General features: G+C 66.9%; 21 protein-coding genes. 16 read left to right on the top strand and 5 right to left on the bottom strand.

Translation table 11 applies throughout. The features are described from left to right. Nucleotides 1-175: 175 nt before the first annotated feature. Nucleotides 176-1,684, top strand: coding sequence for a peptide MFS transporter (locus ISP17_RS09485; protein WP_404632440.1), 1,509 nt, complete (start codon nt 176-178; stop codon nt 1,682-1,684). Between the two features lie 195 nt (nt 1,685-1,879). On the opposite strand, the gene ISP17_RS09480 is transcribed toward ISP17_RS09485, so the two are convergent. Beyond that, a complete protein-coding gene (locus ISP17_RS09480; protein ID WP_404632438.1) occupies nt 1,880-2,359 on the bottom strand; it encodes a MarR family winged helix-turn-helix transcriptional regulator in 480 nt (159 codons plus the stop codon). Nucleotides 2,360-2,489: 130 nt separating this feature from the next. On the opposite strand from ISP17_RS09480, the gene hppD reads away from it, so the two are divergent. From hppD to tpx, 7 genes are all read left to right on the top strand, one after another. Continuing rightward, nucleotides 2,490-3,599: a 4-hydroxyphenylpyruvate dioxygenase gene (gene hppD, locus ISP17_RS09475; RefSeq protein WP_404632436.1), complete on the top strand. Its 1,110-nt coding sequence runs from the start codon at nt 2,490-2,492 to the stop codon at nt 3,597-3,599. Between the two features lie 49 nt (nt 3,600-3,648). Next, the gene (locus ISP17_RS09470) at nt 3,649-4,047 is read left to right on the top strand and encodes an endonuclease domain-containing protein (protein ID WP_404632434.1); all 399 of its coding nucleotides are present in this window, start codon (nt 3,649-3,651) and stop codon (nt 4,045-4,047) included. An 11-nt stretch (nt 4,048-4,058) separates the two neighbouring features. Continuing rightward, on the top strand, nt 4,059-5,366 hold the full coding sequence (gene hmgA, locus ISP17_RS09465) for a homogentisate 1,2-dioxygenase (protein ID WP_404632432.1): 1,308 nt from the start codon (nt 4,059-4,061) through the stop codon (nt 5,364-5,366). A gap of 28 nt (nt 5,367-5,394) precedes the next feature. Then, nucleotides 5,395-6,381, top strand: coding sequence for a fumarylacetoacetate hydrolase family protein (locus ISP17_RS09460; protein ID WP_404632430.1), 987 nt, complete (start codon nt 5,395-5,397; stop codon nt 6,379-6,381). Between the two features lie 218 nt (nt 6,382-6,599). After that, nucleotides 6,600-7,535: a sulfate adenylyltransferase subunit CysD gene (cysD, locus tag ISP17_RS09455; protein WP_404632428.1), complete on the top strand. Its 936-nt coding sequence runs from the start codon at nt 6,600-6,602 to the stop codon at nt 7,533-7,535. Beyond that, a complete protein-coding gene (cysN, locus tag ISP17_RS09450) occupies nt 7,535-9,418 on the top strand; it encodes a sulfate adenylyltransferase subunit CysN (protein ID WP_404632426.1) in 1,884 nt (627 codons plus the stop codon). Before cysD ends, cysN begins: the two co-directional genes overlap by 1 nt. A gap of 72 nt (nt 9,419-9,490) precedes the next feature. Next, a complete protein-coding gene (gene tpx, locus ISP17_RS09445) occupies nt 9,491-9,994 on the top strand; it encodes a thiol peroxidase (protein WP_404632424.1) in 504 nt (167 codons plus the stop codon). A 275-nt stretch (nt 9,995-10,269) separates the two neighbouring features. On the opposite strand, the gene gap is transcribed toward tpx, so the two are convergent. Then, nucleotides 10,270-11,271, bottom strand: coding sequence for a type I glyceraldehyde-3-phosphate dehydrogenase (gene gap, locus ISP17_RS09440; RefSeq protein WP_404632422.1), 1,002 nt, complete (start codon nt 11,269-11,271; stop codon nt 10,270-10,272). A gap of 150 nt (nt 11,272-11,421) precedes the next feature. Here gap and ISP17_RS09435 point away from each other — a divergent pair, with 150 nt between their 5' ends. The 5 genes from ISP17_RS09435 to ISP17_RS09415 all read left to right on the top strand — a co-directional run bounded on the left by ISP17_RS09435 (nt 11,422) and on the right by ISP17_RS09415 (nt 16,051). Beyond that, nucleotides 11,422-12,294: a S1/P1 nuclease gene (locus tag ISP17_RS09435; RefSeq protein ID WP_404632420.1), complete on the top strand. Its 873-nt coding sequence runs from the start codon at nt 11,422-11,424 to the stop codon at nt 12,292-12,294. Nucleotides 12,295-12,370: 76 nt separating this feature from the next. After that, complete coding sequence (pyk, locus tag ISP17_RS09430; protein ID WP_404632418.1) at nt 12,371-13,846, top strand: pyruvate kinase; 1,476 nt, start codon at nt 12,371-12,373, stop codon at nt 13,844-13,846. A 36-nt stretch (nt 13,847-13,882) separates the two neighbouring features. Continuing rightward, the gene (locus ISP17_RS09425) at nt 13,883-14,434 is read left to right on the top strand and encodes a hypothetical protein (RefSeq protein WP_404632416.1); all 552 of its coding nucleotides are present in this window, start codon (nt 13,883-13,885) and stop codon (nt 14,432-14,434) included. Between the two features lie 36 nt (nt 14,435-14,470). Then, entirely contained in the window at nt 14,471-14,908 is a 438-nt protein-coding gene (locus ISP17_RS09420) for an energy transducer TonB (RefSeq protein WP_404632414.1), read from the top strand. Between the two features lie 135 nt (nt 14,909-15,043). Next, entirely contained in the window at nt 15,044-16,051 is a 1,008-nt protein-coding gene (locus ISP17_RS09415) for a class I fructose-bisphosphate aldolase (RefSeq protein WP_404632412.1), read from the top strand. Between the two features lie 93 nt (nt 16,052-16,144). On the opposite strand, the gene ISP17_RS09410 is transcribed toward ISP17_RS09415, so the two are convergent. Further along, nucleotides 16,145-16,738, bottom strand: a complete 594-nt coding sequence (locus tag ISP17_RS09410) for an outer membrane protein (RefSeq protein WP_404632410.1) — start codon at nt 16,736-16,738, stop codon at nt 16,145-16,147. 187 nt (nt 16,739-16,925) lie between these two features. After that, nucleotides 16,926-17,570, bottom strand: coding sequence for an outer membrane beta-barrel protein (locus tag ISP17_RS09405; protein ID WP_404632408.1), 645 nt, complete (start codon nt 17,568-17,570; stop codon nt 16,926-16,928). Between the two features lie 278 nt (nt 17,571-17,848). Here ISP17_RS09405 and tkt point away from each other — a divergent pair, with 278 nt between their 5' ends. Next, entirely contained in the window at nt 17,849-19,858 is a 2,010-nt protein-coding gene (gene tkt, locus ISP17_RS09400) for a transketolase (RefSeq protein WP_404632406.1), read from the top strand. 65 nt (nt 19,859-19,923) lie between these two features. After that, nucleotides 19,924-21,102: a DegT/DnrJ/EryC1/StrS family aminotransferase gene (locus tag ISP17_RS09395; protein ID WP_404632404.1), complete on the top strand. Its 1,179-nt coding sequence runs from the start codon at nt 19,924-19,926 to the stop codon at nt 21,100-21,102. A gap of 88 nt (nt 21,103-21,190) precedes the next feature. Here the strand turns inward: ISP17_RS09395 and ISP17_RS09390 are convergent, their stop codons facing one another. Further along, on the bottom strand, nt 21,191-22,369 hold the full coding sequence (locus tag ISP17_RS09390) for a phosphoglycerate kinase (protein ID WP_404632402.1): 1,179 nt from the start codon (nt 22,367-22,369) through the stop codon (nt 21,191-21,193). Between the two features lie 171 nt (nt 22,370-22,540). Here ISP17_RS09390 and maiA point away from each other — a divergent pair, with 171 nt between their 5' ends. After that, complete coding sequence (gene maiA / locus ISP17_RS09385; RefSeq protein ID WP_404632400.1) at nt 22,541-23,206, top strand: maleylacetoacetate isomerase; 666 nt, start codon at nt 22,541-22,543, stop codon at nt 23,204-23,206. Nucleotides 23,207-23,218: the final 12 nt, after the last annotated feature.

Below are 23,218 nucleotides of genomic sequence, written 5' to 3'. Positions count from 1 at the left end.
TCATCTTCATCGGGCTACCGCACGAAATGGGAAGTGAGAGAAGAGCAATGACTCCGCAGGGTTTGGCTTTCTCTCACTCCTCACTCCTCTTCACTCACTTCTCGCTCCCCGCTCTTCCGCTCTTCGTCCTTCCCGGCTAGGGTTCGCAAGATTCTGCGAATGCCCAGGGGAACGCATGACCGCCACCGCCGCCACGCCCGCGCCGAACGCGCCCGACTTCCCGCAGACGCTGGGCCACCCGCGTCCGCTGTGGATGCTGTTCATGACCGAGTTCTGGGAGCGCTTTGCGTTCTACGGCATGCGCTGGGCGCTCACGCTGTACATCGTGGCGCAGTTCTTCGGCGGCGATCCGGCGGGCCAGGCGTACGCCAGCCGCACCTACGGCGCGTATCTGGCGCTGGTCTATGCGGCGGCGGTGTTCGGCGGCTACGTGGCGGACAAGGTGATCGGCTACCAGCGTTCGATCCTGCTCGGCGCGGTGGTGATGGCCGGCGGCCTGTTCCTGATCATGTGGCCGGACCAGGACGTGTTCCTGTTCGGGCTGTCCACGGTGATCGTCGGCAATGGCCTGTTCAAACCGAACATCTCCTCGATGGTCGGGCAGCTGTACGGGCAGGGCGATCCGCGCCGCGACCGCGGCTTCACGCTGTTCTACATGGGCATCAACGGCGGCGCGCTGGTCGCGCCGCTGGTCACCGGCTGGCTGGCCAGCTACCTCAGCGGCACGCCGCTGCAGCAGAACTACAAGGCGGTGTTCCTGGCCGCGGGCTTTGGCATGCTGGTGAGCCTGGCGTGGTTCGCCTGGGGCCGGCGCCAGCTCAAGGGCGTGGGCCGGCCGGCGCCGGAGCAGGCGTCGCTGGCGCGCGTGGCGTACGTGGCGATCGGCTGCGTGCTGGCGATTCCGCTGGTCTACCTGCTGATGGCCAAGGCCGGTGCGATCGCCCTGCAGTGGCTGCTCAGCGCGATGTTCGTGGCGCTGTCGCTGATGCTGCTGGTGGAGGGCATCCGTGCCGGACGCGTGCAGCGCGACCGGGTGATCGCGATGCTGCTGATCTTCGCCTTCAACGTGCTGTTCTGGATGTTCTACGAACAGGCCGGCAGCTCGTTCAACTTCCTGGCGCAGAACCTGGTGGACCGCGAGATGTTCGGCGGCTGGGTGTTCCCCGTCGGCTGGTTCCAGTCGGTTGCGCCGCTGGCGATCGTGCTGCTGGCGCCGCTGGTGTCGATCACCTGGGGCTGGATGGATGCGCGCGGCGCGGAGCCGTCGATCCCGCGCAAGTTCGGCCTGGGCCTGCTGTTCAACGCGCTGGCCTTCGTGGTGTTGATGTTCGCGCTGTCGCAACTGGTGGACGGCACCGGCCACATTCCGTTCTGGCCGCTGGTGCTGGTGTACGTGATGCAGGTGATCGGCGAGCTGTGCCTGTCGCCGATCGGCCTGTCGATGACCACCAAGCTGGCGCCGGCGCGCATGGTGGGTTTCGCGATGGGCGGCTGGTTCCTTTCCACTGGCATCGGCAACAACCTGTCGGGCATCTTCGCCGGGCACGTCAGCGGCGAGAGCGGGATGACCGTGGCCTCGGCGCTGGGCGGCTTCACTTTCAGCTTCTGGCTGCTGGTGATTCCCGGGGCGCTGCTGTTCCTCGCCGCGCCGTTGATCAACCGGCTAATGCACGGGGTGAAGTGATTCAGCGAGGAGTGAGTGGAGAGGAGTGAGAGGTGAGAGAAGAGCAACAGCGTCAGCGGCTCTTTTCGCTTAACCCCTGCCACTCATCCGTGGCGCGATGCACGAGTGCATGATCCAGTGATAAGCGGTGAAGCGTGAAACGTGGGAGGAGCGACCCGGTTCCGGCGCCGGCTTTCTCTCACTCCTGACTCCTCTTCACTCACTCCTGGTTCCTCGTTCCTGCAGCTTGTCCAGGATGCGCCCCAGCCAGCGCCGCTCCTCCTCGTCGAGCTTGTCCAGCACGGCCTGCTCGCGCGCGCGCGCCATCGGTGCCACGACCTCGTGGATGGCCCAGCCTTCCTCGGTGAGATCGAGCACGGAGCGCCGCTTGTCGTTGTCGTCCATGTGCCGGCTGACCCGGCCGGCCTCGACCAGTCGCGCCAGCGCGCGGCTCACGGCGACCTTGTCCATCGCCGTGCGGTCGGCCACCTGGCGTGCAGAAAGTCCCTCGTAGCGGGCCAGCACGGCCATCACGCGCCACTCGGTCATGCTCAGGTCGTAGCGCTTCTGGTAGTCGTCGGCGATGCCTTGGCTGATGGTGTTGGACAGGATGGACAGCCGGTAGGGCAGGAAGTGCTCCAGCTGCAGCGGGGCGTGCTGCACGCCTGGTGGCGTGGCTTTTCGTGGGGTGGGCACTGCGGCGACGCTCCTTGCAATTGGTTACACGTGTAACTATAAATGTAGGCTCATGCGGCTGTTCCCGCCGGCACATCATGCCGGTGCGGCCACATTCGTGACATTAGCGCAGCCAACGCAGGAGAGCGCCATGACCGCCCAGCCCAACCTCGCCCGGCCCAACCTCGGCATGCAGGTGACCACGTTCGAGAACCCGATGGGCATCGACGGCTTCGAGTTCGTCGAGTTCGCCGCACCGGCCGATCAGGCGGCCGCGATGCGTGACCTGTTCAAGCGGATGGGCTTCACCGCGGTGTTGCGCCACAAGACCCGGGCGATCACCGTGTACCGCCAGAACGGGGTGAACTTCCTGCTCAACGAAGAGCCCGATTCCTTCGCCGCCGACTTCGCCGCCCAGCACGGCCCGAGCGCCTGTGGCTTCGCGATCCGCTTCAAGAAGTCCGGCGACGAGGTGCTGGCCACCGTGCTCGGCAACGGCGGCGAAGCGGTGGAGCACAAGGCCGACACCCGCGCGGTGAACGCGCCGGTGGTCAAGGGCATCGGCGACTGCATGCTGTACCTGGTGGATCGCTACGGCGCCGCCGGCAGCATCTACGACGGCGATTACGAGGCGATCGCCGGCGCCGAGCAGAACCCGGTCGGCTTCGGGCTGACCTTCATCGACCACCTCACGCACAACCTCTACTTCGGCAACATGCAGAAGTGGTCGGACTACTACGAGCGCCTGTTCAACTTCCGCGAGATCCGCTACTTCGACATCAAGGGCGCCAAGACCGGCCTGGTGTCCAAGGCAATGACCGCGCCGGACGGCATCGTGCGCATCCCGCTCAACGAGTCCAACGACCCCAAGAGCCAGATCAACGAATACCTCGACGCGTACCACGGTGAAGGCATCCAGCACATCGCCTGCTTCACCGACGACATCTACGCCACGGTGGAGAAGATGCGCGCGCAGGGAGTGGAATTCCTCGATACGCCGGACGCCTATTTCGACGTGATCGACCTGCGCATCCCCAACCACGGCGAAGACGTGCCGCGCCTGCGCAAGAACAAGATCCTGATCGACGCCGACCCGGACACCAAGCAGCGCAAGCTGCTGCAGATCTTCACCCAGAACTGCGTGGGGCCGATCTTTTTCGAGATCATCCAGCGCAAGGGCAACGAAGGCTTCGGCGAAGGCAACTTCCAGGCGCTGTTCGAGTCGATCGAGCGCGATCAGATGAAGCGCGGGGTGCTTTGATTTTGAGCCCCTCTCCCGTCGGGAGAGGGGTTGGCGAGAGGGTACGGTCATGCCGGAACGCATCAAGCCACCACTGCCTACACACAAAAAGCAGCCGGCACGGGATCTTCGGCGTCGCGGCACGGACGCCGAGCAAAGGCTCTGGTTCCACCTGCGCGCAGGAAGGCCCCATGGGTTGAAGTTCCGACGCCAGCATCCGCTTCCGCCGTACGCGGTGGGCTTCTATTGCGAGGCGGCGAAGCCGGTGGTGGAACTCGATGGCTCACAACACAAGGAAGACATCGACGTGCGCCGTACGCATTATCTTGAATCGTTGGGCCTTACCGTTTTGAGGTATTGGGACCATGAAGTGCTGCAGCAAACCGAAATAGTGCTTGAGTCCATCCTCGGCGCCTGCGGAAACCGAACCCTCACCCCAACCCCTCTTCCAGCGGGCGAGGGGCTCTAGAGCAAAGAGCGATGAGCGCAATGCAATCGAATGGCTACCAATCCGGCTTCGGCAACGAATTCGCCACCGAGGCGCTGGCGGGCGTGCTGCCCGTCGGGCAGAACTCGCCGCAGCGCGTGGCGCACGGTCTTTACGCCGAACAGCTCTCCGGCACCGCATTTACCGCGCCGCGCCGCGAGAACCGGCGCAGCTGGCTCTACCGCATTCGCCCGGCGGCGATGCACAAGCCGTTCGCGCCGCTGGCGCACGCCACGTTCCACAACCGCTTTGACGAGGCGCCGGCTACGCCGAACCAGCTGCGCTGGGACCCGTGGCCGATGCCGGAAGCACCCACCGATTTCCTCGACGGCCTGGTCACCATCGCCGGCAACGGCAGTGCGGCAGAGCAGGGCGGCGTGGGCATGCACGTCTACGCGGCCAACCGCTCGATGGAAGGGCGCTTCATCTACGACGCCGACGGCGAGCTGCTGATCGTGCCGCAGCTCGGCCGGCTGCGACTGGCCACCGAGTTCGGCGTGCTGGACGTGGCGCCGCTGGAGATCGCGGTGATCCCGCGCGGCGTGCGCTTCCGTGTCGAGCTCCTGGACGATGAGGCCCGCGGCTACGTGGCCGAGAACTTCGGCGCGCTGCTGCGCCTGCCGGATCTCGGGCCGATCGGCGCCAACTCGATGGCGCTGCCGCGCGACTTTCTCAGCCCGCACGCGGCGTACGAGGATATCGAAGGCGATTTCCAGCTCATCGCCAAATTCCAGGGGTCGCTGTGGCAGGCCGCCATCGGCCACTCGCCGCTGGATGTGGTCGCCTGGCACGGCAACTACGCGCCGTACAAGTACGACCTGACCCGCTACAACACGGTGGGCTCGATCAGCGTGGACCACCCGGATCCGTCGATCTTCACCGTGCTGACCTCGCCCAGCGACACGCCCGGCACGGCCAACCTGGATTTCGTGATCTTCCCGCCGCGCTGGCTGGTGGCCGAGCACACGTTCCGCCCGCCGTACTTCCACCGCAACGTGGCCAGCGAGTTCATGGGGCTGATCGAGGGCGCCTACGACGCCAAGGCCGGCGGTTTCGCCCCCGGCGGCATGAGCCTGCACAACTGCATGAGCGGTCATGGACCCGATGCGGCCAGCTTCGAGAAGGCCATCGCCGCCGACGTGAGCCAGCCGGACCACCTCACCGGCACCATGGCCTTCATGTTCGAGACGCGCAAGGTGATCCGCCCCACCGCCCAGGCTCTCGCCGCGCCGCAGCTGCAGGACGATTACTACACCTGCTGGCAGGGCATTGCGAAACACTTCGATCCCGCGCGTCCGTAACCCTTTCCGCTCCAGGAGTAACGTTTCGATGAAGCTTGGCAGTCTCAAGGAAGGCGGCCGCGACGGCACGCTGATCGTCGTCAGCCGCGACCTCACCCACGCTGCGCGCGCCACCGGCATCGCGCCGACGCTGCAGGCCGCGCTGGATGATTGGCACCACGCCGCGCCGCGGCTCAATGCGCTGTACGACGAGGTGAATGCCGGCACCGCGCCCGGCCGCTTCGCGCTGGATCTCAACGCGCTGGCGGCTCCGCTGCCGCGCGCCTACGAGTTCGTCGACGGCTCGGCCTACCTGCCGCACGTGGAGCGCGTGCGCAAGGCGCGCGGCGCCGAGGTGCCGGCCAGCTTCTACACCGATCCGCTGATGTACCAGGCGACCAGCGCCGGCTTCCTCGGTCCGCGCGATCCGGTGGTGGTGCCGAGCGAGGACTACGGCATCGACCTGGAGGCCGAGGTGCTGGTGGTGACCGACGACGTGCCGATGGCGGTGACGCCGGAGCAGGCCGCGGAGCACGTCCAGCTCGTGGGCCTGGTCAACGATGTCAGCCTGCGCGGGCTGATCCCAGGCGAGCTGGCCAAGGGCTTCGGCTTCCTGCAATCCAAGCCGCGCTCGGCGCTGTCGCCGGTGTTCGTGACGCCGGACGAACTGGGCGACGCGTGGAAAGACGACAAGCTGCACCTGCCGATGCGCACCTGGATCAACGGCCAGTGGTTCGGTGAGGCCGAGTGCGGCGTGGACATGCAGTTCAATTTCGCCCAGCTGGTGGCGCATGCCGCCAGGACCCGCCCGCTCACTGCCGGCACCCTGGTCGGCTCCGGCACCATCGCCAACCACGATACGTCGCTCGGCGCCTCCTGCCTGGCCGAGCAGCGTACGGTGGAAACCCTGCGCGACGGTCAGCCGGCTACGCCGTTCCTGAAGTACGAGGACACCGTGCGCATCGAGATCACCGATGCGCAGGGGCACTCGATCTTCGGCGCCATCGAGCAGGTGATCGCGCCGCTCAAGCGCTGAACGCGGCGCGGCCAGCGGCGCCGCAACGCTGACTGAGCCGGACCTCGGCGCCCGCGATGACGGCATGCCGAGGTCGCGGGCACGCCGCATGAAGCGAGATCGGCGGCGTCATGGCTGGACTGCAAGCGCCGCCGCGCTGCCCAGGTGAACCTGCCGCATATGCATAGGCGCACTCGTTATCACGCCTGCGGGCTGGGCTGGCTAGAATCGACGGTCATATGACCGGATCGCCCATGACGTCCATCGCATCGCCCGCCCACGCCTCGCACCTCAAACGGCTGGAGGCGGAGAGCATCCACATCCTGCGCGAGGTGGCGGCCGAGTTCCGCCACCCGGTGATGATGTATTCCGTCGGCAAGGATTCCTCGGTGTTGCTGCACCTGCTGCAGAAGGCGTTTTATCCCGCGCCGCCGCCGATTCCGCTGCTGCACGTGGACACCACCTGGAAATTCCGCGAGATGATCGCCTTCCGCGATCGCCGCGCGGCCGAGGTGGGCGCCAAGTTGATCGTGCACATCAACCAGGACGGCGTGCGCCAGGGCGTCGGTCCGTTCACCCACGGCGCCACCGTGCACACCGACATCATGAAGACCCAGGCGCTGAAGCAGGCGCTGGATGCGCACGGCTTCGACGCGGCGATCGGCGGCGCCCGTCGCGACGAGGAGAAGTCGCGCGCCAAGGAGCGCGTGTTCTCCTTCCGCACCGCGCAGCACCGCTGGGATCCCAAGCGCCAGCGGCCCGAGCTGTGGAACCTCTACAACGGCCGCATCGCCAAGGGCGAAAGCGTGCGCGTGTTCCCGCTGTCGAACTGGACCGAGCTGGATATCTGGCTCTACATCTACCGCGAGGCGATCGAGGTGCCGTCGCTGTACTTCGCCGCACCGCGCCCGGTGGTGGAGCGCGACGGCATGCTGCTGATGGTCGACGACGAGCGCCTGCCGCTTGAACCCGGCGAGCAGCCGCAAATGCGCAAGGTGCGCTTCCGCACGCTGGGCTGCTATCCGCTCACCGGCGCCATCGAATCCGAGGCCGACGACCTGCCCAAGGTGATCCAGGAGATGCTCATCGCCCGCACCTCCGAGCGGCAGGGGCGCGCGATCGACCACGATCCCTCCGCCTCGATGGAGAAGAAAAAGCAGGAGGGCTACTTCTGATGGGCCGCGAACCGATCCTGTCCGTGGACGACTACCTCGCCCGCCACGAGGCGAAGGACCTGCTGCGCTTCATCACCTGCGGCAGCGTGGACGACGGCAAGAGCACACTGCTGGGCCGCCTCCTCTACGACACCAAGCTGCTGTTCGACGACCAGCTCGCCGCGCTCGAAGGCGACTCGCTGCGCCATGGCACGCAGAACGGCGAGCTGGATTTCGCGCTGCTGGTGGACGGCCTGTCGGCCGAGCGCGAGCAGGGCATCACCATCGACGTGGCGTACCGCTTCTTCACCACCGAGCGGCGCAAGTTCATCGTCGCCGACTGCCCGGGCCACGAGCAGTACACGCGCAACATGGCCACCGGCGCCAGCACGGCCGATCTCGCCGTGGTGCTGGTGGATGCGCGCAAGGGCCTGCTGACGCAGACCCGTCGGCACACCTACATCGCCGCATTGCTGGGCATCCGCCACGTGCTGCTGGCGGTGAACAAGATGGACCTGGTCGGTTACGACGAGGCGACGTTCCGCGCGATCGAGGCCGACTACGCGGCACTCGCGCAGGGCATGGGCATCACGCAGGTCACTGCGATCCCGGTGTCGGCGCTGCGCGGCGAGAACGTCAGCGCGCGCGCTACGACGATGCCGTGGTTCACCGGTACCAGCCTGCTCGAACATCTGGAAACCGTGGTGATCGAACGTCCGGCCGACACGCTGGGCTTCCGCCTGCCGGTGCAGTGGGTGGCACGGCCGGACCAGAACTTCCGCGGCTATGCGGGTCAGGTGGTGGCTGGCGCCATCGCGCCGGGTGACGAGGTGGTGGTGCTGCCCGGCGGCGCGCGCTCGCGCGTGGCGCGCATCGTCACTGCCGACGGTGACCGCAAGCGCGCCGCCACGGGGGATGCGATCACGCTGACGCTGGAGGATGAGCGCGACATCAGCCGCGGCGACGTGATCGCTGCCGCGCACAACCCACCGCAGGTGGCCGACCAGTTCGCCACGCACCTGCTTTGGATGGACGAGTCGGCGCTGCTGCCCGGCCGCGGCTACTGGCTGAAGATCGGTGCGCGCACCGTGGGTGCGCAGGTCACCGAGATCAAGCACAAGGTCGATGTGAACACCCAGGAGGAGCTCGCAGCCAAGCGGCTGGAGCTCAACGAGGTCGGCTACTGCAACCTGGGCCTGGATCAGCCGATCGCGTTCGAGTCCTACGCGAACTGCCGCGAGCTCGGCGCGTTCATCCTGATCGATCGCCAGACCAACGCCACGGTGGGTGCCGGCACGCTCGACTTCGCGCTGCGCCGCGCCGACAACATCCACTGGCAGCACATGGATATCGATCGCGCGGCGCGGGCGCGCATCAAGGGCCAGTCGCCGGCGTGCCTGTGGTTCACCGGCCTGTCCGGCTCGGGCAAGTCCACCGTGGCCAACCTGGTGGAGAAGCGCCTGTTCGCGCTGGGCCGGCACACCTATCTGCTGGACGGCGACAACGTGCGTCACGGGCTCAACCGCGACCTGGGCTTCACCGACGAGGATCGCGTGGAGAACATCCGCCGCGTGGCCGAGGTGGCGAAGCTGATGGTCGATGCCGGGCTGATCGTGCTGGTCTCCTTCATCAGCCCGTTCCGCGAGGAGCGCCGCATGGCGCGCGAGCTGTTCGCGCCGGGCGAGTTCCACGAGGTGTTCGTCGACACGCCGCTGGCGGTGTGCGAGGCGCGCGACGTGAAAGGCTTGTACGCCAAGGCGCGGGCGGGCGGCATCAGGAACTTCACCGGCATCGACTCGCCCTACGAGGTGCCGGAGTCGCCGGAGCTGCATCTGCGCGGTGGCGATCAGTCGCCCGAACAGCTGGCCGAGCAGGTGATCGAGGAATTGCTGCGTGCCCAGTAGTGGCGGCGGCCGCGACAGTCGGCCGGCGCCCGTCTACGATAGCGGTCCTGTTCCCTGACCCGAGATCTTCCCATGTCGCATCACGTCACCCTCAAGGCCAACCCGGTCGAAGTGCTTGGCGATTTCCCCGCCGTCGGCGACAAGGCGCCGGGCTTTCGCCTGGTCGGCAAGGACCTGGCCGACGTCTCGCTGGCCGACTTCACCGGCAAGCGCAAGATCCTCAATATCTTCCCCAGCGTGGACACGCCGGTGTGCGCCTCGTCGGTGCGGCACTTCAACCAGTCCGCCTCGCAGCTGGCGAACACGGTGGTGCTGTGCATCTCGGCCGACCTGCCGTTTGCGCAGGCGCGCTTCTGCGGCGCCGAGGGCCTGGACAACGTGGTGACGCTATCGACCCTGCGCGGCGCAGACTTCCTGAAAGCCTACGGCGTGGCGCTGGCCAGCGGCCCGCTGGCGGGCCTCGCGGCGCGCGCGGTGGTGGTGCTGGACGAGCACGACCACGTGAAGTACGCCGAGCTGGTGCCGGAGATCACCCAGGAGCCGGATTACGAGGCGGCGCAGGCGGCGTTGAAGTAATCAGCTCAGAGCCACTCGGCAGCGTGCCGCTCAGCGGTCCCTGATCGCGCCCCGTGGCCGCCTCCGGCGAAAGCCGGAAGGACTCTGCAGCGGCAAGGCCGGTCATCCAGAACCGCCGTCGCGTCACGCGACTTGAGTCACGGGATCCCGGCTTTCGCCGGGATGACGCCTCTGGCTAGCCACCGTGCGTCGTGGTCGGTGATGCGAGCACGGCTATAACGATAAAAAAGAAAGGCGCCCTTGGGCGCCTTTCTTCATCTCGCGACCATGGCGAATTACTTTGCCACCACCCGCACCATCTCCAGGCACTTGTTCGAGTAGCCCCACTCGTTGTCGTACCAGGACACCAGCTTGACGAAGGTGGAGTCCAGCGCAATGCCGGCCTCGGCGTCGAAGATGGAGGTGCGCGCGTCGCCGCGGAAGTCGGTGGCAACCACCTTGTCCTCGGTGTAGCCCAGGATGCCCTTGAGCGCGCCTTCGCTCTGCGCCTTCATCTCGGCGCAGATCTCGGCGTAGGTGGCGGGCTTTTCCAGCTCGCAGGTCAGGTCGACCACCGACACGTCCGAGGTCGGCACGCGGAAGCTCATGCCGGTGAGCTTCTTGTTGAGCTCGGGGATCACCACGCCCACCGCCTTGGCCGCGCCGGTGGAGGAGGGGATGATGTTTTCCAGGATGCCGCGGCCGCCGCGCCAGTCCTTGTTGGACGGGCCGTCGACGGTCTTCTGCGTGGCGGTGGTGGCGTGCACGGTGGTCATCAGGCCGCGCTTGATGCCCCACTTGTCGTTGAGCACCTTGGCCAGCGGCGCCAGGCAGTTGGTGGTGCACGAGGCGTTGGAGATGATCGCCTCGCCCTTGTAGCTCTTGTCGTTCACGCCGTAGACGAACATCGGCGTGTCGTCCTTGGACGGGGCGGACAGGATCACCTTCTTCGCCCCGGCATCCAGGTGCTTCTGCGCGCCTTCCTTGGTCAGGAAGATGCCGGTGGACTCGATCACCACCTCGGCGCCGACCTCGTCCCACTTCAGCGCGGCCGGGTCGCGCTCGGCGGTGAGGCGGATCTTCTTGCCGTTGACGACCAGGGTGTTGCCCTCGACCGCCACGGTGCCATTGAAGCGACCGTGCACGGAGTCGTACTGCAGCATGTAGGCGAGGTAGTCGGGCTCGAGCAGGTCGTTGATGGCGACGATCTCGATGTCGTCGTGGAAGTTCTGCACGGCTGCACGCAGCACGTTGCGCCCGATGCGGCCGAAGCCGTTGATGCCCACCTTGATCGTCATTGCCTCGACTCCTGCGCCTGGCGTGGATTGGGGAAATAGCGTCCGAATTCTAGCAGGGCACCGTCGGCCATTGGACCGGACAAGGGGTCGCGGCGGCGTCATCGGGCTATGGCAGACTTGCCCGCTTTCGCTATCCGTCCGAGTGTCCGCATGTCCCTGCGCCTGCCCCGACCCGCTTCCGTCTTCTGCGCTGCCGCGTTCGCCCTGGTTGCGCCGCTTGCCCAGGGCTGGGGCCCGGAGGGCCACGCCATCGTCGCCGACATCGCCCAGCAGCACCTCGACCCGACGGCGGCGGCGCAGGTGCAGGCGCTGCTTCAGCTCGAAGGGTTGAGCCGGCTGGACGACATCGCGTCGTGGGCCGACAACACCCGCAAGGAGCGTCCCCGCACCGGTGGCTGGCACTACGTCGACATCCCCCTGCGCGCCGACGCCTACCTGCCCCCGCGCGACTGCCCCCGCGACAACTGCGTGATCGCGCAGATCAGCCATTTCAGTCAGGTGCTGGCGGATCGTTCCGCGGCGCCGGCGGCGCGGCTGGAAGCGCTGAAGTGGGTGGTGCATTTCGTCGGCGACGTGCACCAGCCGCTGCACGCCGAGGACGACGACGACAAGGGTGGCAACACCGTGCAGCTGCAGTTCTTCGGCCGCGGCACCAACCTCCACGCGGTGTGGGACGGCGGCTTGCTGCGCCACGCGCTGAACCTCGTGCCCGGCCCCAACTACAGCTTCGATCACGCCCTCGTGCAGGCCGATGCGATGCAACTGGATGCATCGATCAGCCCGGCCGATCGCGCCGCCTGGTCCGCCATCGGCGGCCTGCCGCAGCTGTACACCCAGACAGTGGCGTGGGCCGGCGAGTCGCATCGGCGCGCACGCGACGTCGCCTATGCACATCTGGACGGCCGCAGCCAGGCGGCCTGGTCGCAGCGTTATCAGGACGTGGCCTGGCCGGTGGTGCGCACGCGATTGCAGCAGGGCGGCGTGCGGCTGGCGGCGGTGCTCAACGAGTTGCTCGGCAGCTGAGGCGCGCGGCCGTTCGGCCGCGTATTGAAATCGAATGCAGTATGGCGCGATGCGCCGCTTCTGCTAGGTTTGCCGGATGACCCAGACTCCTCTCCGCCGCACCAAGATCGTCGCCACCCTCGGCCCCGCCACCGACGCGCCGGGCATGCTCGAGAAGATCATCGCCCAGGGCGTGAACGTGGCCCGCCTCAATCTCTCGCACGGCACGCCGGACGACCACCGCGCCCGCGCCAACGCGGTGCGTGACGCGGCGGCCAAGGTCGGCGTGGAGGTCGGCATCCTGGCCGACCTGCAGGGCCCGAAGATTCGCGTGGAGAAGTTCGCCGACGGTCCGGTGATGCTGGAGCCGGGCGATGCGTTCACGCTGGACTGCCGCGCCGATGCGCCGGAAGGCGACGCCACCCGCGTCGGCGTGAGCTACCTCAACCTGCCGCACGACGTGCATCCCGGCGACGTGCTGCTGTTCGATGACGGCCTGGTCGCGATGGATGTCGTGTCGATCGACGGTGACCAGATCCACTGCCGCGTCACCATCGGCGGCAAGCTGTCCAACCGCAAGGGTCTCAACCGCCAGGGCGGCGGGCTGTCGGTCGACGCGCTGTCGGACAAGGACCGCAACGACATCAAGCTCGCCGCCGAGATCGGCGCGGATTTCCTCGCCGTGTCGTTCGTGCGCTCGGCCGCGGACATGCACACTGCGCGCCGCCTGATGGAGGAAGCCGGCGGCGATGCCGGCATGGTCGCCAAGATCGAGCGCGCCGACGCGATTCCGGTGCTGGGCGAGATCATTGACGCCTCCGACGTGGTGATGGTGGCGCGCGGCGACCTGGGCGTGGAGATCGGCGACGCCGAGCTGCCCGGCCTGCAGAAGAAGATCATCCGCGAGGCAGTCCAGCGCAATCGCGCCGTGATCACCGCCACGCAGATGCTGCAATCGATGGTGCGCTCGCCGATCCCGACGCGCGCCGAAGTACTGGACGTGGCCAACGCCGTGATCGACGGCACCGACGCCGTGATGCTGTCGGAGGAATCCGCCGCCGGTGCACACCCGGACAAGGCGGTAGCCGCACTGTGCCGCATCTGCCTGGGTGCCGAGCGTCAGTTCGAGCCCAAGGACGAGCGCATGCTCGATGCCAGGCTGCAGCTGGACCGCGCCGACCAGGCCATCGCGATGGCGGCCATGGTGCTGGCTGGTCATCTGGGCGTGCGCGCCATCGTCGCGCTGACCGAATCGGGCGCCACCGCGCAGTGGCTGTCGCGTTACCGCAGCGCCGTGCCGATCTATGGCATGTCGCCGTTCGGCGAAGCGCGTCGCCGCATGCAGGTGCTGCGTGACGTGCATCCGGTAGCCTTCAGCCACGGCGACCAGCAAAGCATGGCCGCCTCCACCCGCGCCGCCGTGCGCCTACTGTTCGAGCAGGACAAGCTGGGCGAGGGGGACCGCGTGGTCATCACCTACGGCGATCGCGTCGGCCACGCTGGCGGCACCAACACGCTCAAGCTGCTGCTGGTGGGCGCCGATGGCATCGTGGAGAGCTTGCGCGATCTGTAAGCTCCGGCTGGAAGCCAACATCAGGCGAGGGACCGCATGAAGACAACGCTCCACACGGCACTTTGCATCGCCATCCGCATTGGCGCAGTGCTGCTTGCCCTTGATGCGCTGGAACGGGTGGCCTCGCTGCTGACGATTGGCGAGGCTGATCCGCATCGCTTCTTCGGAGCCATGTTGTTCTCCGCGCTATATCTGGGGGTGGCTGTCGTGCTGTGGCTCTGGCCAGGCATGCTTGCCTGGTGGGCGAGCAGCCGGGCCAGCAACGAGGTTTTCGTGAGCTACCTTGCCGGGTACGACTGGCAGCGGATTGCGCTCGCTGTCGTGGGGGTCTGGCTTGCAGTAACCGGGCTGTCGGGATGTCTCGGCCATGGTCTGCTCATGGTTTTTCTGGGCGAGCGCATGCGGGATTATTCAACCGGCCTGCTGCCCACCACGGAGTGGTACTGGCTGATCCACTATTCAGTTCAGACGGTGGCAGGTGCGGCGATCCTGTTGGGCTCGTCGGGCCTCGTGTCGCTTTTGGCACGAATCCGCCGCTATCCGGCTGTCACGGCGATCGAGGAGCCGGATGGTCAAGGTAGAGGCTAGACTGAGTCTCCCACCTGCGATCCCCGGAGGCTTCCCATGAATACCCTGTTTCGCGTGCAGCTGCCGATCTGCCTGCTGGCGTTGGCGGCCGCCTTTCCGGCCGTTGCGCAGAATCGCCGGCTGCCGCCGGAACGGCTCAACGCCTACTGGATCCTGCTCAACCAGCACGTCGGCGTGGATGTGCCCAACAGCGGCCGCAACCTTTACAAGCCCGGCTGCGTGGCGGTGACCTATACCGTAGGTTCCGACGGCCTGCCTCGCGACGTGAAGGCGGTGAAGGTGGTGCCCGACAGCGACCTGGGCAAGGTCGCCGAGAGCGCGGTGAAGAACTTCACCTACGGCCCGTCGCTGACCAACCGCGCCGGCGAGCCGATCGATACGTACTACGTGATTCCGTTCAACGGACCGAGCGACAAGGCCGGCCAGCAGGCCTTGATGGCACCCTGCCAGCTGCCCGGTTACGACGCCGGCTGATCCGCGCGGGGCGCCGCATGGTCGGTGCCGCCGGGCGATCTGGCCTATAATCCGCCGCTTTCAGCCTTGCCGCTCCTTCGGAGCGGCTTCCATCTGGCGCGGTCGAGCGGCCGCCGTCGTTTCCACGGAGTCGTCATGAGCATCGAAGATCTGGAAAGCATCGCGCTGGCGATGGTCGCGCCCGGCAAGGGCATCATCGCCATCGATGAGTCGACCAAGACCATCGCGAAGCGGTTTGAGGCCGTCGGCATCGAGAACACCGAGGAAAACCGCCGCGCCTACCGCGAGCTGCTGCTCACCGCCCCGGGCCTGAACGAGCACATCTCCGGCGCGATTCTTTACGACGAGACGATCCGCCAGTCGACCAAGGACGGCGTGCCGTTCACCCAGGTCATGAAGAAGCTCGGCATCATCCCCGGCATCAAGGTGGACAAAGGTCCGGTGCCGCTGGCCGGCTTCCCGGGCGACGTGGTCACCGAGGGCCTGGACGGCCTGCGCGAGCGCCTGCAGGAATACGCCAAGCTCGGCGCGCAGTTCGCCAAGTGGCGCGCGGTGATCAACATCTCCGAGGACAACCCCAGCTCCACCGCCATCGAGGCGAACTGTCACGCGCTGGCCCGCTACGCCGCACTGTGCCAGGAAGCGGGCATCGTGCCGATGGTCGAGCCGGAAGTGATCATGGATGGCGACCACAGCATCGAGGTCAGCTACGAAGTGCACGAGGCGGTGCTGCGCAGCCTGTTCAACGCGCTGTACGAGCAGAACGTGATGCTCGAAGGCACCATCCTGAAGGTCTCCATGGTGATCGCGGGCAAGGATGCCGAGGAGCAGGCTGACGTGGAGGAAGTCGCCGAGGCGACCGTGCGCGTACTCAAGAGCACCGTGCCGGCCTCGCTGCCGGGCATCGTGTTCCTCTCCGGCGGCCAGACCGACGAGCAGTCCACTGCCCACCTCAATGCGATGAACCGCATCGGCCCGCATCCGTGGCCGCTGTCGTTTTCCTACGGCCGCGCCATGCAGCAGGCTGCGCTCAAGCTGTGGGCGAAGGACATGAAGGCGAACTACGCCGAGGCACAGAAGACCGTCGCCGCCCGCGCGAAGGAAAACGGCCAGGCCGCGCTCGGTCGCTGGACCGGCAAGTAAGCTTCGTCGCGCCTCGCGCGTCGGAAAACAAAAAAAGGGGCGCCCATTGGGCGCCCCTTTTCCGTTTGGCCCGGGGGCCGTGCGGCGGGTCGATCAGAAGCGGTATTCAGCGCTCACCGAGACCATGTCGGTGCTCAGATCGACGTTGCTCTTCTTGGCGTCGAAGTAGTCGTAGTTGACGCCGACACTGACGTTGTTGCTGAAGTCGTAGCCCACGCCCGCGCCGGCATACCAGCTGGTCTTGTCCAGGCTCTGGCGGATCGGGTTGGAGTCGTTGCTGAGGCCGTGGCCCTTCCACGCGTACAGGCCGGTGCGCGCGCTGACGTACCAGTTCGGGGTCACGTTGAAGTGCCCGTTCACGCCTGCGGTCCAGCCGTGCAGCTGCGACTTGCGCTGGTCGACCACGTTGTTGCTGTTGAAGATGTTCTTGACGTGGATGTTGCCCAGGTCGTTGTAGCCGGCCTCCACACCAAGCGCCACGCTCGGCGCCACGCTCCAGCGGTAGCCGCCGTTGAGGGCGTAGCCGGTGTCATGGCCGTCGTACGGACCCTTGTTGATCGACGTGCGGCCGACGTTGCCGTTGACGAACCAGCCGCCGTTGTCCGCGGGGGCGTTCTGCGCGAAAGCGGCCGGTGCGGCCACCAGGCCGGCGGAGACGAGGGCGAGAGCAAGCAGAGTCTTTTTCATCGGGGATATTCCTTTGTTTTTGTTCGCGACCGCGGCGTGGGGAGCGCCGGTGCGGTCGTCGGGGAGTGCGTCATTGCAGCAACGCACTGGGCTTAGATAAGGCAATCCGCAGAAGATTCAATACCGATGAGTTCAGTATTAATCCAGAGTTAAGAATGGGCGCCGCGCCGGGCGACGCCCGGATGCCTCAGAAACGGTATTCGGCGGTCACCGACGCGGTGTCGGTGCTCAGGCTCACACCGTCCTTCTTGGCGTGATAGACGTCGTAGGACACGCCCAGACCGAAGTGATCGCTGAAGTCGTAGCCGACGCCGGCGCCCGCGTAGTAGTCGACCTTGTCCAGGTTGTGACGGTTGATGTCCTGGTTGTTGTAGCCGTGGCCCTTCCAGCCGTAGACGCCGGCGCGCCCGCTCACGTACAGCCCGCGATACACATCGATGCGGCCGTTCACGCCGGCGGTCCAGCCGCGCAGCGCGTTGCGCTGGTCGGTGAGGTTGACGTCGTTGCTGTTGAAGGCGTTCTTGACCTTGAAGTTGCCCAGGTCGTTGTAGCCCACCTCGACGCCCAGGCCCATGTCCTGGCCGACCTTCCAGCGGTAGCCGCCGTTGATCGCATAGGTAGTTGGGTGATCGTTGTACGGGCCCTGGTACAGGTGTGACTGGCCCACGCTGCCACTGAGGAACCAGTTGCCGCTGCCTACGGCCTGGTTGGACTGATAGTTGCCCGAGGCGGCCGGGGCGGTGGTATCGGTGCCGGAAGCATCCTGTGCGAGAGCGGGGAGCGCGCAGGCGCCGGCGGAAATGAAAGCAAGGGCAAGCAGTGACTTCTTCACGGAGATATCTCCTTCTTATGGTCTTGTGCTGCCGACGCGTGGGGACACGATCGGCAGGGCGCTTGGGGATGAGCGCGGCGCCATTGAACGAAGGCGAGGCTGAAGCGTTCCGGTATTCGGACCGGAAAAGTTAAGGGCCAATTAATCGTGCCGGCTCTACGCGGGTGCGAGCGCGCTGCTGCAAACGAAGTGCGATGCGTGACTTTCACGGCGCCGGCGCACGCACCTCCCGGGAATCGGCGACAATAGTCATTTTTACGCACCCTCCGGAGACGCCGATGACCACCCGCCGCGAACTCGCCAACGCCGTGCGCGCCCTTGCCATGGACGCCGTGGAGGCGGCCAAGTCCGGCCATCCGGGCATGCCGATGGGCATGGCGGACATCGCCGAAGTGCTGTGGAACGATTTCCTGCGCTTCAACCCGACCAACCCGAAGTGGGCCAACCGCGACCGCTTCGTGCTCTCCAACGGCCACGGCTCGATGCTGCAGTACGCACTGCTGCACCTGACCGGGTTCGACCTGCCGATGGACCAGCTGAAGCGCTTCCGCCAGCTGCATTCCAAGACCGCCGGTCATCCGGAAGCCAGCGAGACGCCCGGGGTCGAGACCACCACCGGCCCGCTGGGTCAGGGCCTGGCTAATGCCGTGGGCATGGCGCTGGCGGAAAAGGTGCTTGCTGCGCATTTCAACCGCCCCGGCCATGCCGTGGTCGACCACCACACTTACGTGTTCCTTGGCGACGGCTGCCTGATGGAAGGCATCTCGCACGAAGTCGCCTCGCTGGCCGGCACCTGGGGTCTGGGCAAGCTGGTGGCGATCTACGACGACAACGGCATCTCCATCGACGGCGAGGTGCACGGCTGGTTCACCGACGACACCCCGGCGCGCTTCGAGGCCTACGGCTGGAACGTGATCCGTCACGTCGACGGCCACGACGCCGAGGCGATCAAGGCGGCCATTACGCAGGCCACCGCGCAGTCCGCCAAGCCCACGCTGATCTGCTGCAAGACCATCATCGGCTTCGGCGCCCCGCACAAGCAGGGCAAGGAAGAGAGCCACGGCGCGCCGCTGGGCAAGGACGAGATCGCCGGTGCGCGCGACGCGCTCGACTGGCGTCATGCCCCGTTCGAGATCCCCGCCGAGATCTACGCCGGCTGGGACCACAAGGCCAAGGGCGCGGCCATCGAGCAGGCCTGGAAGGACGCCTTCGCGGCGTACGCCAAGGCCTATCCGGAGCTGGCTGCCGAGTTCCAGCGCCGCTTCAGCGGCGAACTGCCGGCCGACTGGGCGGAGAAGTCGCAGGCATACATCGACAAGCTGCAGCTGGAAGGCCCGGAAGTGGCTTCGCGCAAGGCGTCGCAGATGACGCTGGACGCGTTCGGCCCGCTGCTGCCGGAACTGATCGGCGGCTCGGCCGACCTGGCCGGCTCCAACCTCACCAAGTGGAAGGGCAGCCTGGACGCGGGCAACGGCGACAGCGCCGGCGGCAAGGGCAACTACGTCTACTACGGCGTGCGCGAGTTCGGCATGACCGCGATCGCCAACGGCCTGGCGCTGCACGGCGGCTTCATCCCGTACGACGCCACCTTCCTGGTGTTCTCCGACTACGCTCGCAACGCGGTACGCATGAGTGCGTTGATCCCGGCGCATGCCATCCACGTCTACACCCACGATTCGATCGGCCTGGGCGAGGACGGCCCGACCCACCAGCCCGTCGAGCACCTCGCGTCACTGCGCTACATCCCGAACAACCAGGTGTGGCGCCCGTGTGATGCGGTGGAATCGGCGGCGTCGTGGAAGGCGGCGATCGAGCGCAAGGGTCACCCCGCCTGCCTGGTGTTCTCGCGCCAGAACCTCAAGCACCAGCACCGCACGGCCGAGCAGGTGGCGGACATCATGCGCGGCGGCTACGTGCTGTCCGATCCGGCGGATACCAAGTTCCAAGCGATCCTGATCGCCACCGGTTCGGAGGTGGAGCTGGCGATGGAGGCGATGCGCACGCTGGCCCAGCAGGGCGTGGCGGTGCGCGTAGTGTCGATGCCGTGCACCGAAGCGTTCGACGCCCAGCCGCAGGCCTACCGCGAAGCAGTGCTGCCGGGCTGGTGCCGCGCGCGCGTGGCGGTGGAAGCGGCCACGGCCGACTTCTGGCGCAAGTACGTGGGCCTCGACGGCGAGGTGATCGGCATGACCACCTTCGGCGCCTCGGCGCCGGCGCCGCAGCTGTTCGAGTACTTCGGCTTCACCGTCAGCCACGTGGTGGATGCGGTCAAGCGCGTGGTGGGCTGAAGCCACTGACCTCGTTCTCGATCGGGCCGCGCAAGCGGCCCGATCGCTTTCATCAGGACGCCCGCATGGCCGAGCACGACCGATTCATTGTCTTTGGCGCACCGAGCATCGGCGAGGAGGAGATCGCCGAGGTCACGGCCTGCATGCGTTCGGGCTGGCTGGGTACCGGACCAAGGGTCGCGCGCTTCGAGCAGGCGTTCGCAGCCTACAAACAGACACGAGCCGACCAGGTGGCGGCAGTGAACTCCTGCACCGCCGCGTTGCACGTAAGCATGGTGGCGGCGGGGCTGGAGCCCGGCGCCGAGGTGATCACTACCCCGCTGACGTTCTGCGCCACCGTCAACGCCATCGAGCACGCCGGGCTCACACCGGTGCTGGCCGATGTCGACCCGCGCACGCAGAACATCGATCCGGACGCGATCGAGGCGGCGATCACGCCACGCACGCGGGCGATCCTGCCGGTGCACTTCGCCGGGCATCCGTGCGCGATGGATCGCATCATGGCGATCGCGCAAAAGCATGAGCTGGTGGTGATCGAGGACTGCGCGCACGCCATCGAAACCACGTTCCGCGGCCAGCCGGCCGGTACGTTCGGCGACTTCGGCTGCTTCAGCTTCTACGTCACCAAAAACGTGGTGACCGGCGAGGGCGGCATGATTCTCGGCGGTGATGCAGGGCGTATCGCGCGGGCGCGGATGCTCGCGCTGCACGGCATGAGCAAGGACGCCTGGCACCGCTTCGGCGACGCGGGCTACAAGCACTACCAGGTGCTCGAGTGTGGCTTCAAGTACAACATGATGGATTTGCAGGCGGCCATCGGCCTGCCTCAGCTGGCCAAGGTGGAAGACCACTGGCAGCGGCGCCAGGCGATCTGGAAGCGCTACGACGAGGCCTTCGCCGATCTGCCCATTGATCTGCCGGCGACGCCCGAGGCCGACACCCGCCACGGCCTGCATCTGTACACGGTGATGATCGACGAGGAGCGCTGCGGCATGACGCGCGACGCTTTTCTGGATGCCATGAACGCCGCACGCATCGGCACCGGCGTGCACTACCTGTCCGTGCCCGAGCACCCTTACTACCAGCAGCGCTACGGCTGGCACTCCGAGCAGTGGCCGAACGCGATGCGGCTGGGTCGGCAAACCGTCAGCCTGCCGCTGTCGCCGGGGTTGTCCGACGACGATGTGGAGCGCGTCATCACCGCCGTGCGCCGCATCCTGCTGCAGGGTGCGGCGCCAAGGTGAGTGGCTTTTGCGGGAGCGCACTCCGTGTTCGCGACGGGCTGGAGCGTCATGTACACACGCCCCGCATCGCATGCGCTCCCACGAAATTTCAGGAGCGCGCGCGCGCCTTAAGCGCCGCTACCGCCGGCAGCTCCTTGCCTTCCAGGAACTCCAGGAACGCGCCGCCGCCGGTGGAGATGTAGGACACGTCCTGCTCGATGCCGTACTTCTCCACGGCCGCCAGCGTGTCGCCGCCGCCGGCGATGGAGAACGCCTTGGAAGCGGCGATGGCGCGGGCCAGCGTCTCGGTACCCTTGCCGAATGCGTCGAACTCGAACACGCCGACCGGGCCGTTCCACACCACGGTGCCGGCCTTGGCGATCAGCTCGGCGTAGCGTTTGGCCGTCTCCGGCCCGATGTCGAGGATCATCTCGCCGTCCTTGACCTGGTCCACCGGCTTCACCGTGGCCGGGGCGTGCGCGGAGAACTCCGGCGCTACCACCACGTCCACCGGCATCGGCACCTCGGCGCCGCGGCGCTTGGCGTCGGCCAGCACCTTCTTGGCTGCGTCGAGCAGGTCGCGCTCGTACAGCGAGTTGCCCACGTTGTGCCCGGCAGCCGCGATGAAGGTGTTGGCGATGCCGCCGCCGACGATCAGCTGATCGACCTTGCCGATCAGGTTCTCCAGCAGGGTGAGCTTGGTGGAGACCTTGGAGCCGGCGACGATCGCCAGCAGCGGCTTGGCCGGGTGCTCCAGCGCCTTGCCCAGTGCGTCGAGCTCGGCCGCCAGCAGCGGACCGGCGGCGGCCACCTTGGCGAAACGGATCACGCCGTGGGTGGAGGCCTGCGCGCGGTGCGCGGTACCGAAGGCGTCCATGACGAAGATGTCGCACAGGGCGGCGTACTGCTTCGACAGTGCCTCGTCGTCCTTGCCTTCGCCGACGTTCATGCGGCAGTTTTCCAGCACCACTACCTCGCCGTCGGCCACCTCGACGCCGCCGAGGTAGTCGCGCACCAGCCGCACCGGCTTGCCGAGCTTGTCGCCCAGCCAGGCGGCGACCGGCGCCAGCGACGATTCCTCGTCGAACTGACCTTCCTTCGGACGGCCCAGGTGCGAGAGCACCATCACCCTGGCGCCGGCATCGCGCGCAGCCTTGATGGTAGGCAGCGAGGCGTCCAGCCGCTGGGTGGAGGTAATGCGGCCGCCCTCGATCGGCACGTTGAGGTCTTCGCGGATCAGCACGCGCTTGCCGCGCAGATCGAGGTCGCTCATGCGGAGAAAGGACACGGCAGGACTCCTGGTGTGATCGTGTGATGTGATCATGATTGACACGATGGCCGGCGAGACCGGCTCGCCGCACCGCGGCCCTGCATTGTCGCGGCCGCCTTGCGACGATGCAAACCCGCTCGCGGGTATGCTTGGCGCCGGTTCCACCCCCTTTCTGCGGAGGATGCACGCATGGCTTCGGACCTCGCCCTGTACGGCTACTGGCGCTCCACTGCGGCGTATCGCGTACGCATAGCGCTCGAACTCAAAGGCCTCACCTGGGAAAACCGGCCCGTCCATCTGCTGCGCGACGGCGGTGAGCAGCACGGCGCGGCCTTTCGCGTGCTCAATCCGCAGGAGCTGGTGCCGGCACTGCTGGACGGCGAGCGCGTGTTCACCCAGTCGCTGGCCATCGCCGAATATCTGGACGAGACGTATCCGGAGCCACCTTTGCTGCCGGTCGATCCACGCGGTCGCGCACGGGTGCGCGCGCTGGCGCTGACCATCGCCTGCGACATCCATCCGCTGGGCAATCTGCGCGTGTTGCAGCAGCTGGAGCGCCAGTTCGGTGCCACCGAGGCGCAGCGGGCCGAGTGGGTGCGGCACTGGATGGCGCAGGGGTTTGCCGCGATCGAGACCCTGCTGGCCGACAACGTCGCCACCGGCGCGTTCTGCCATGGCGACACGCCCGGGCTTGCGGATATCTGTCTGGTGCCGCAGGTATACAACGCGCTTCGCTGGCAGCTGCCGCTGGACCCGTATCCCAACGTGCAGCGTATCCATGCGGCGTGCACCGAGCTTGAGGCGTTCCGCACCGCAGTGCCGGAGCTGCAGCCGGACGCGCCGGTCGCGGGATGAGGCGAATATCGA

Origin of the sequence: Dyella ginsengisoli (assembly GCF_044904665.1) — a bacterium.
Lineage (GTDB): Bacteria > Pseudomonadota > Gammaproteobacteria > Xanthomonadales > Rhodanobacteraceae > Dyella_A > Dyella_A ginsengisoli.
The sequence above is the reverse complement of the archived record's forward strand: the minus strand, read 5'-3'. Positions and strand labels throughout refer to the sequence as shown.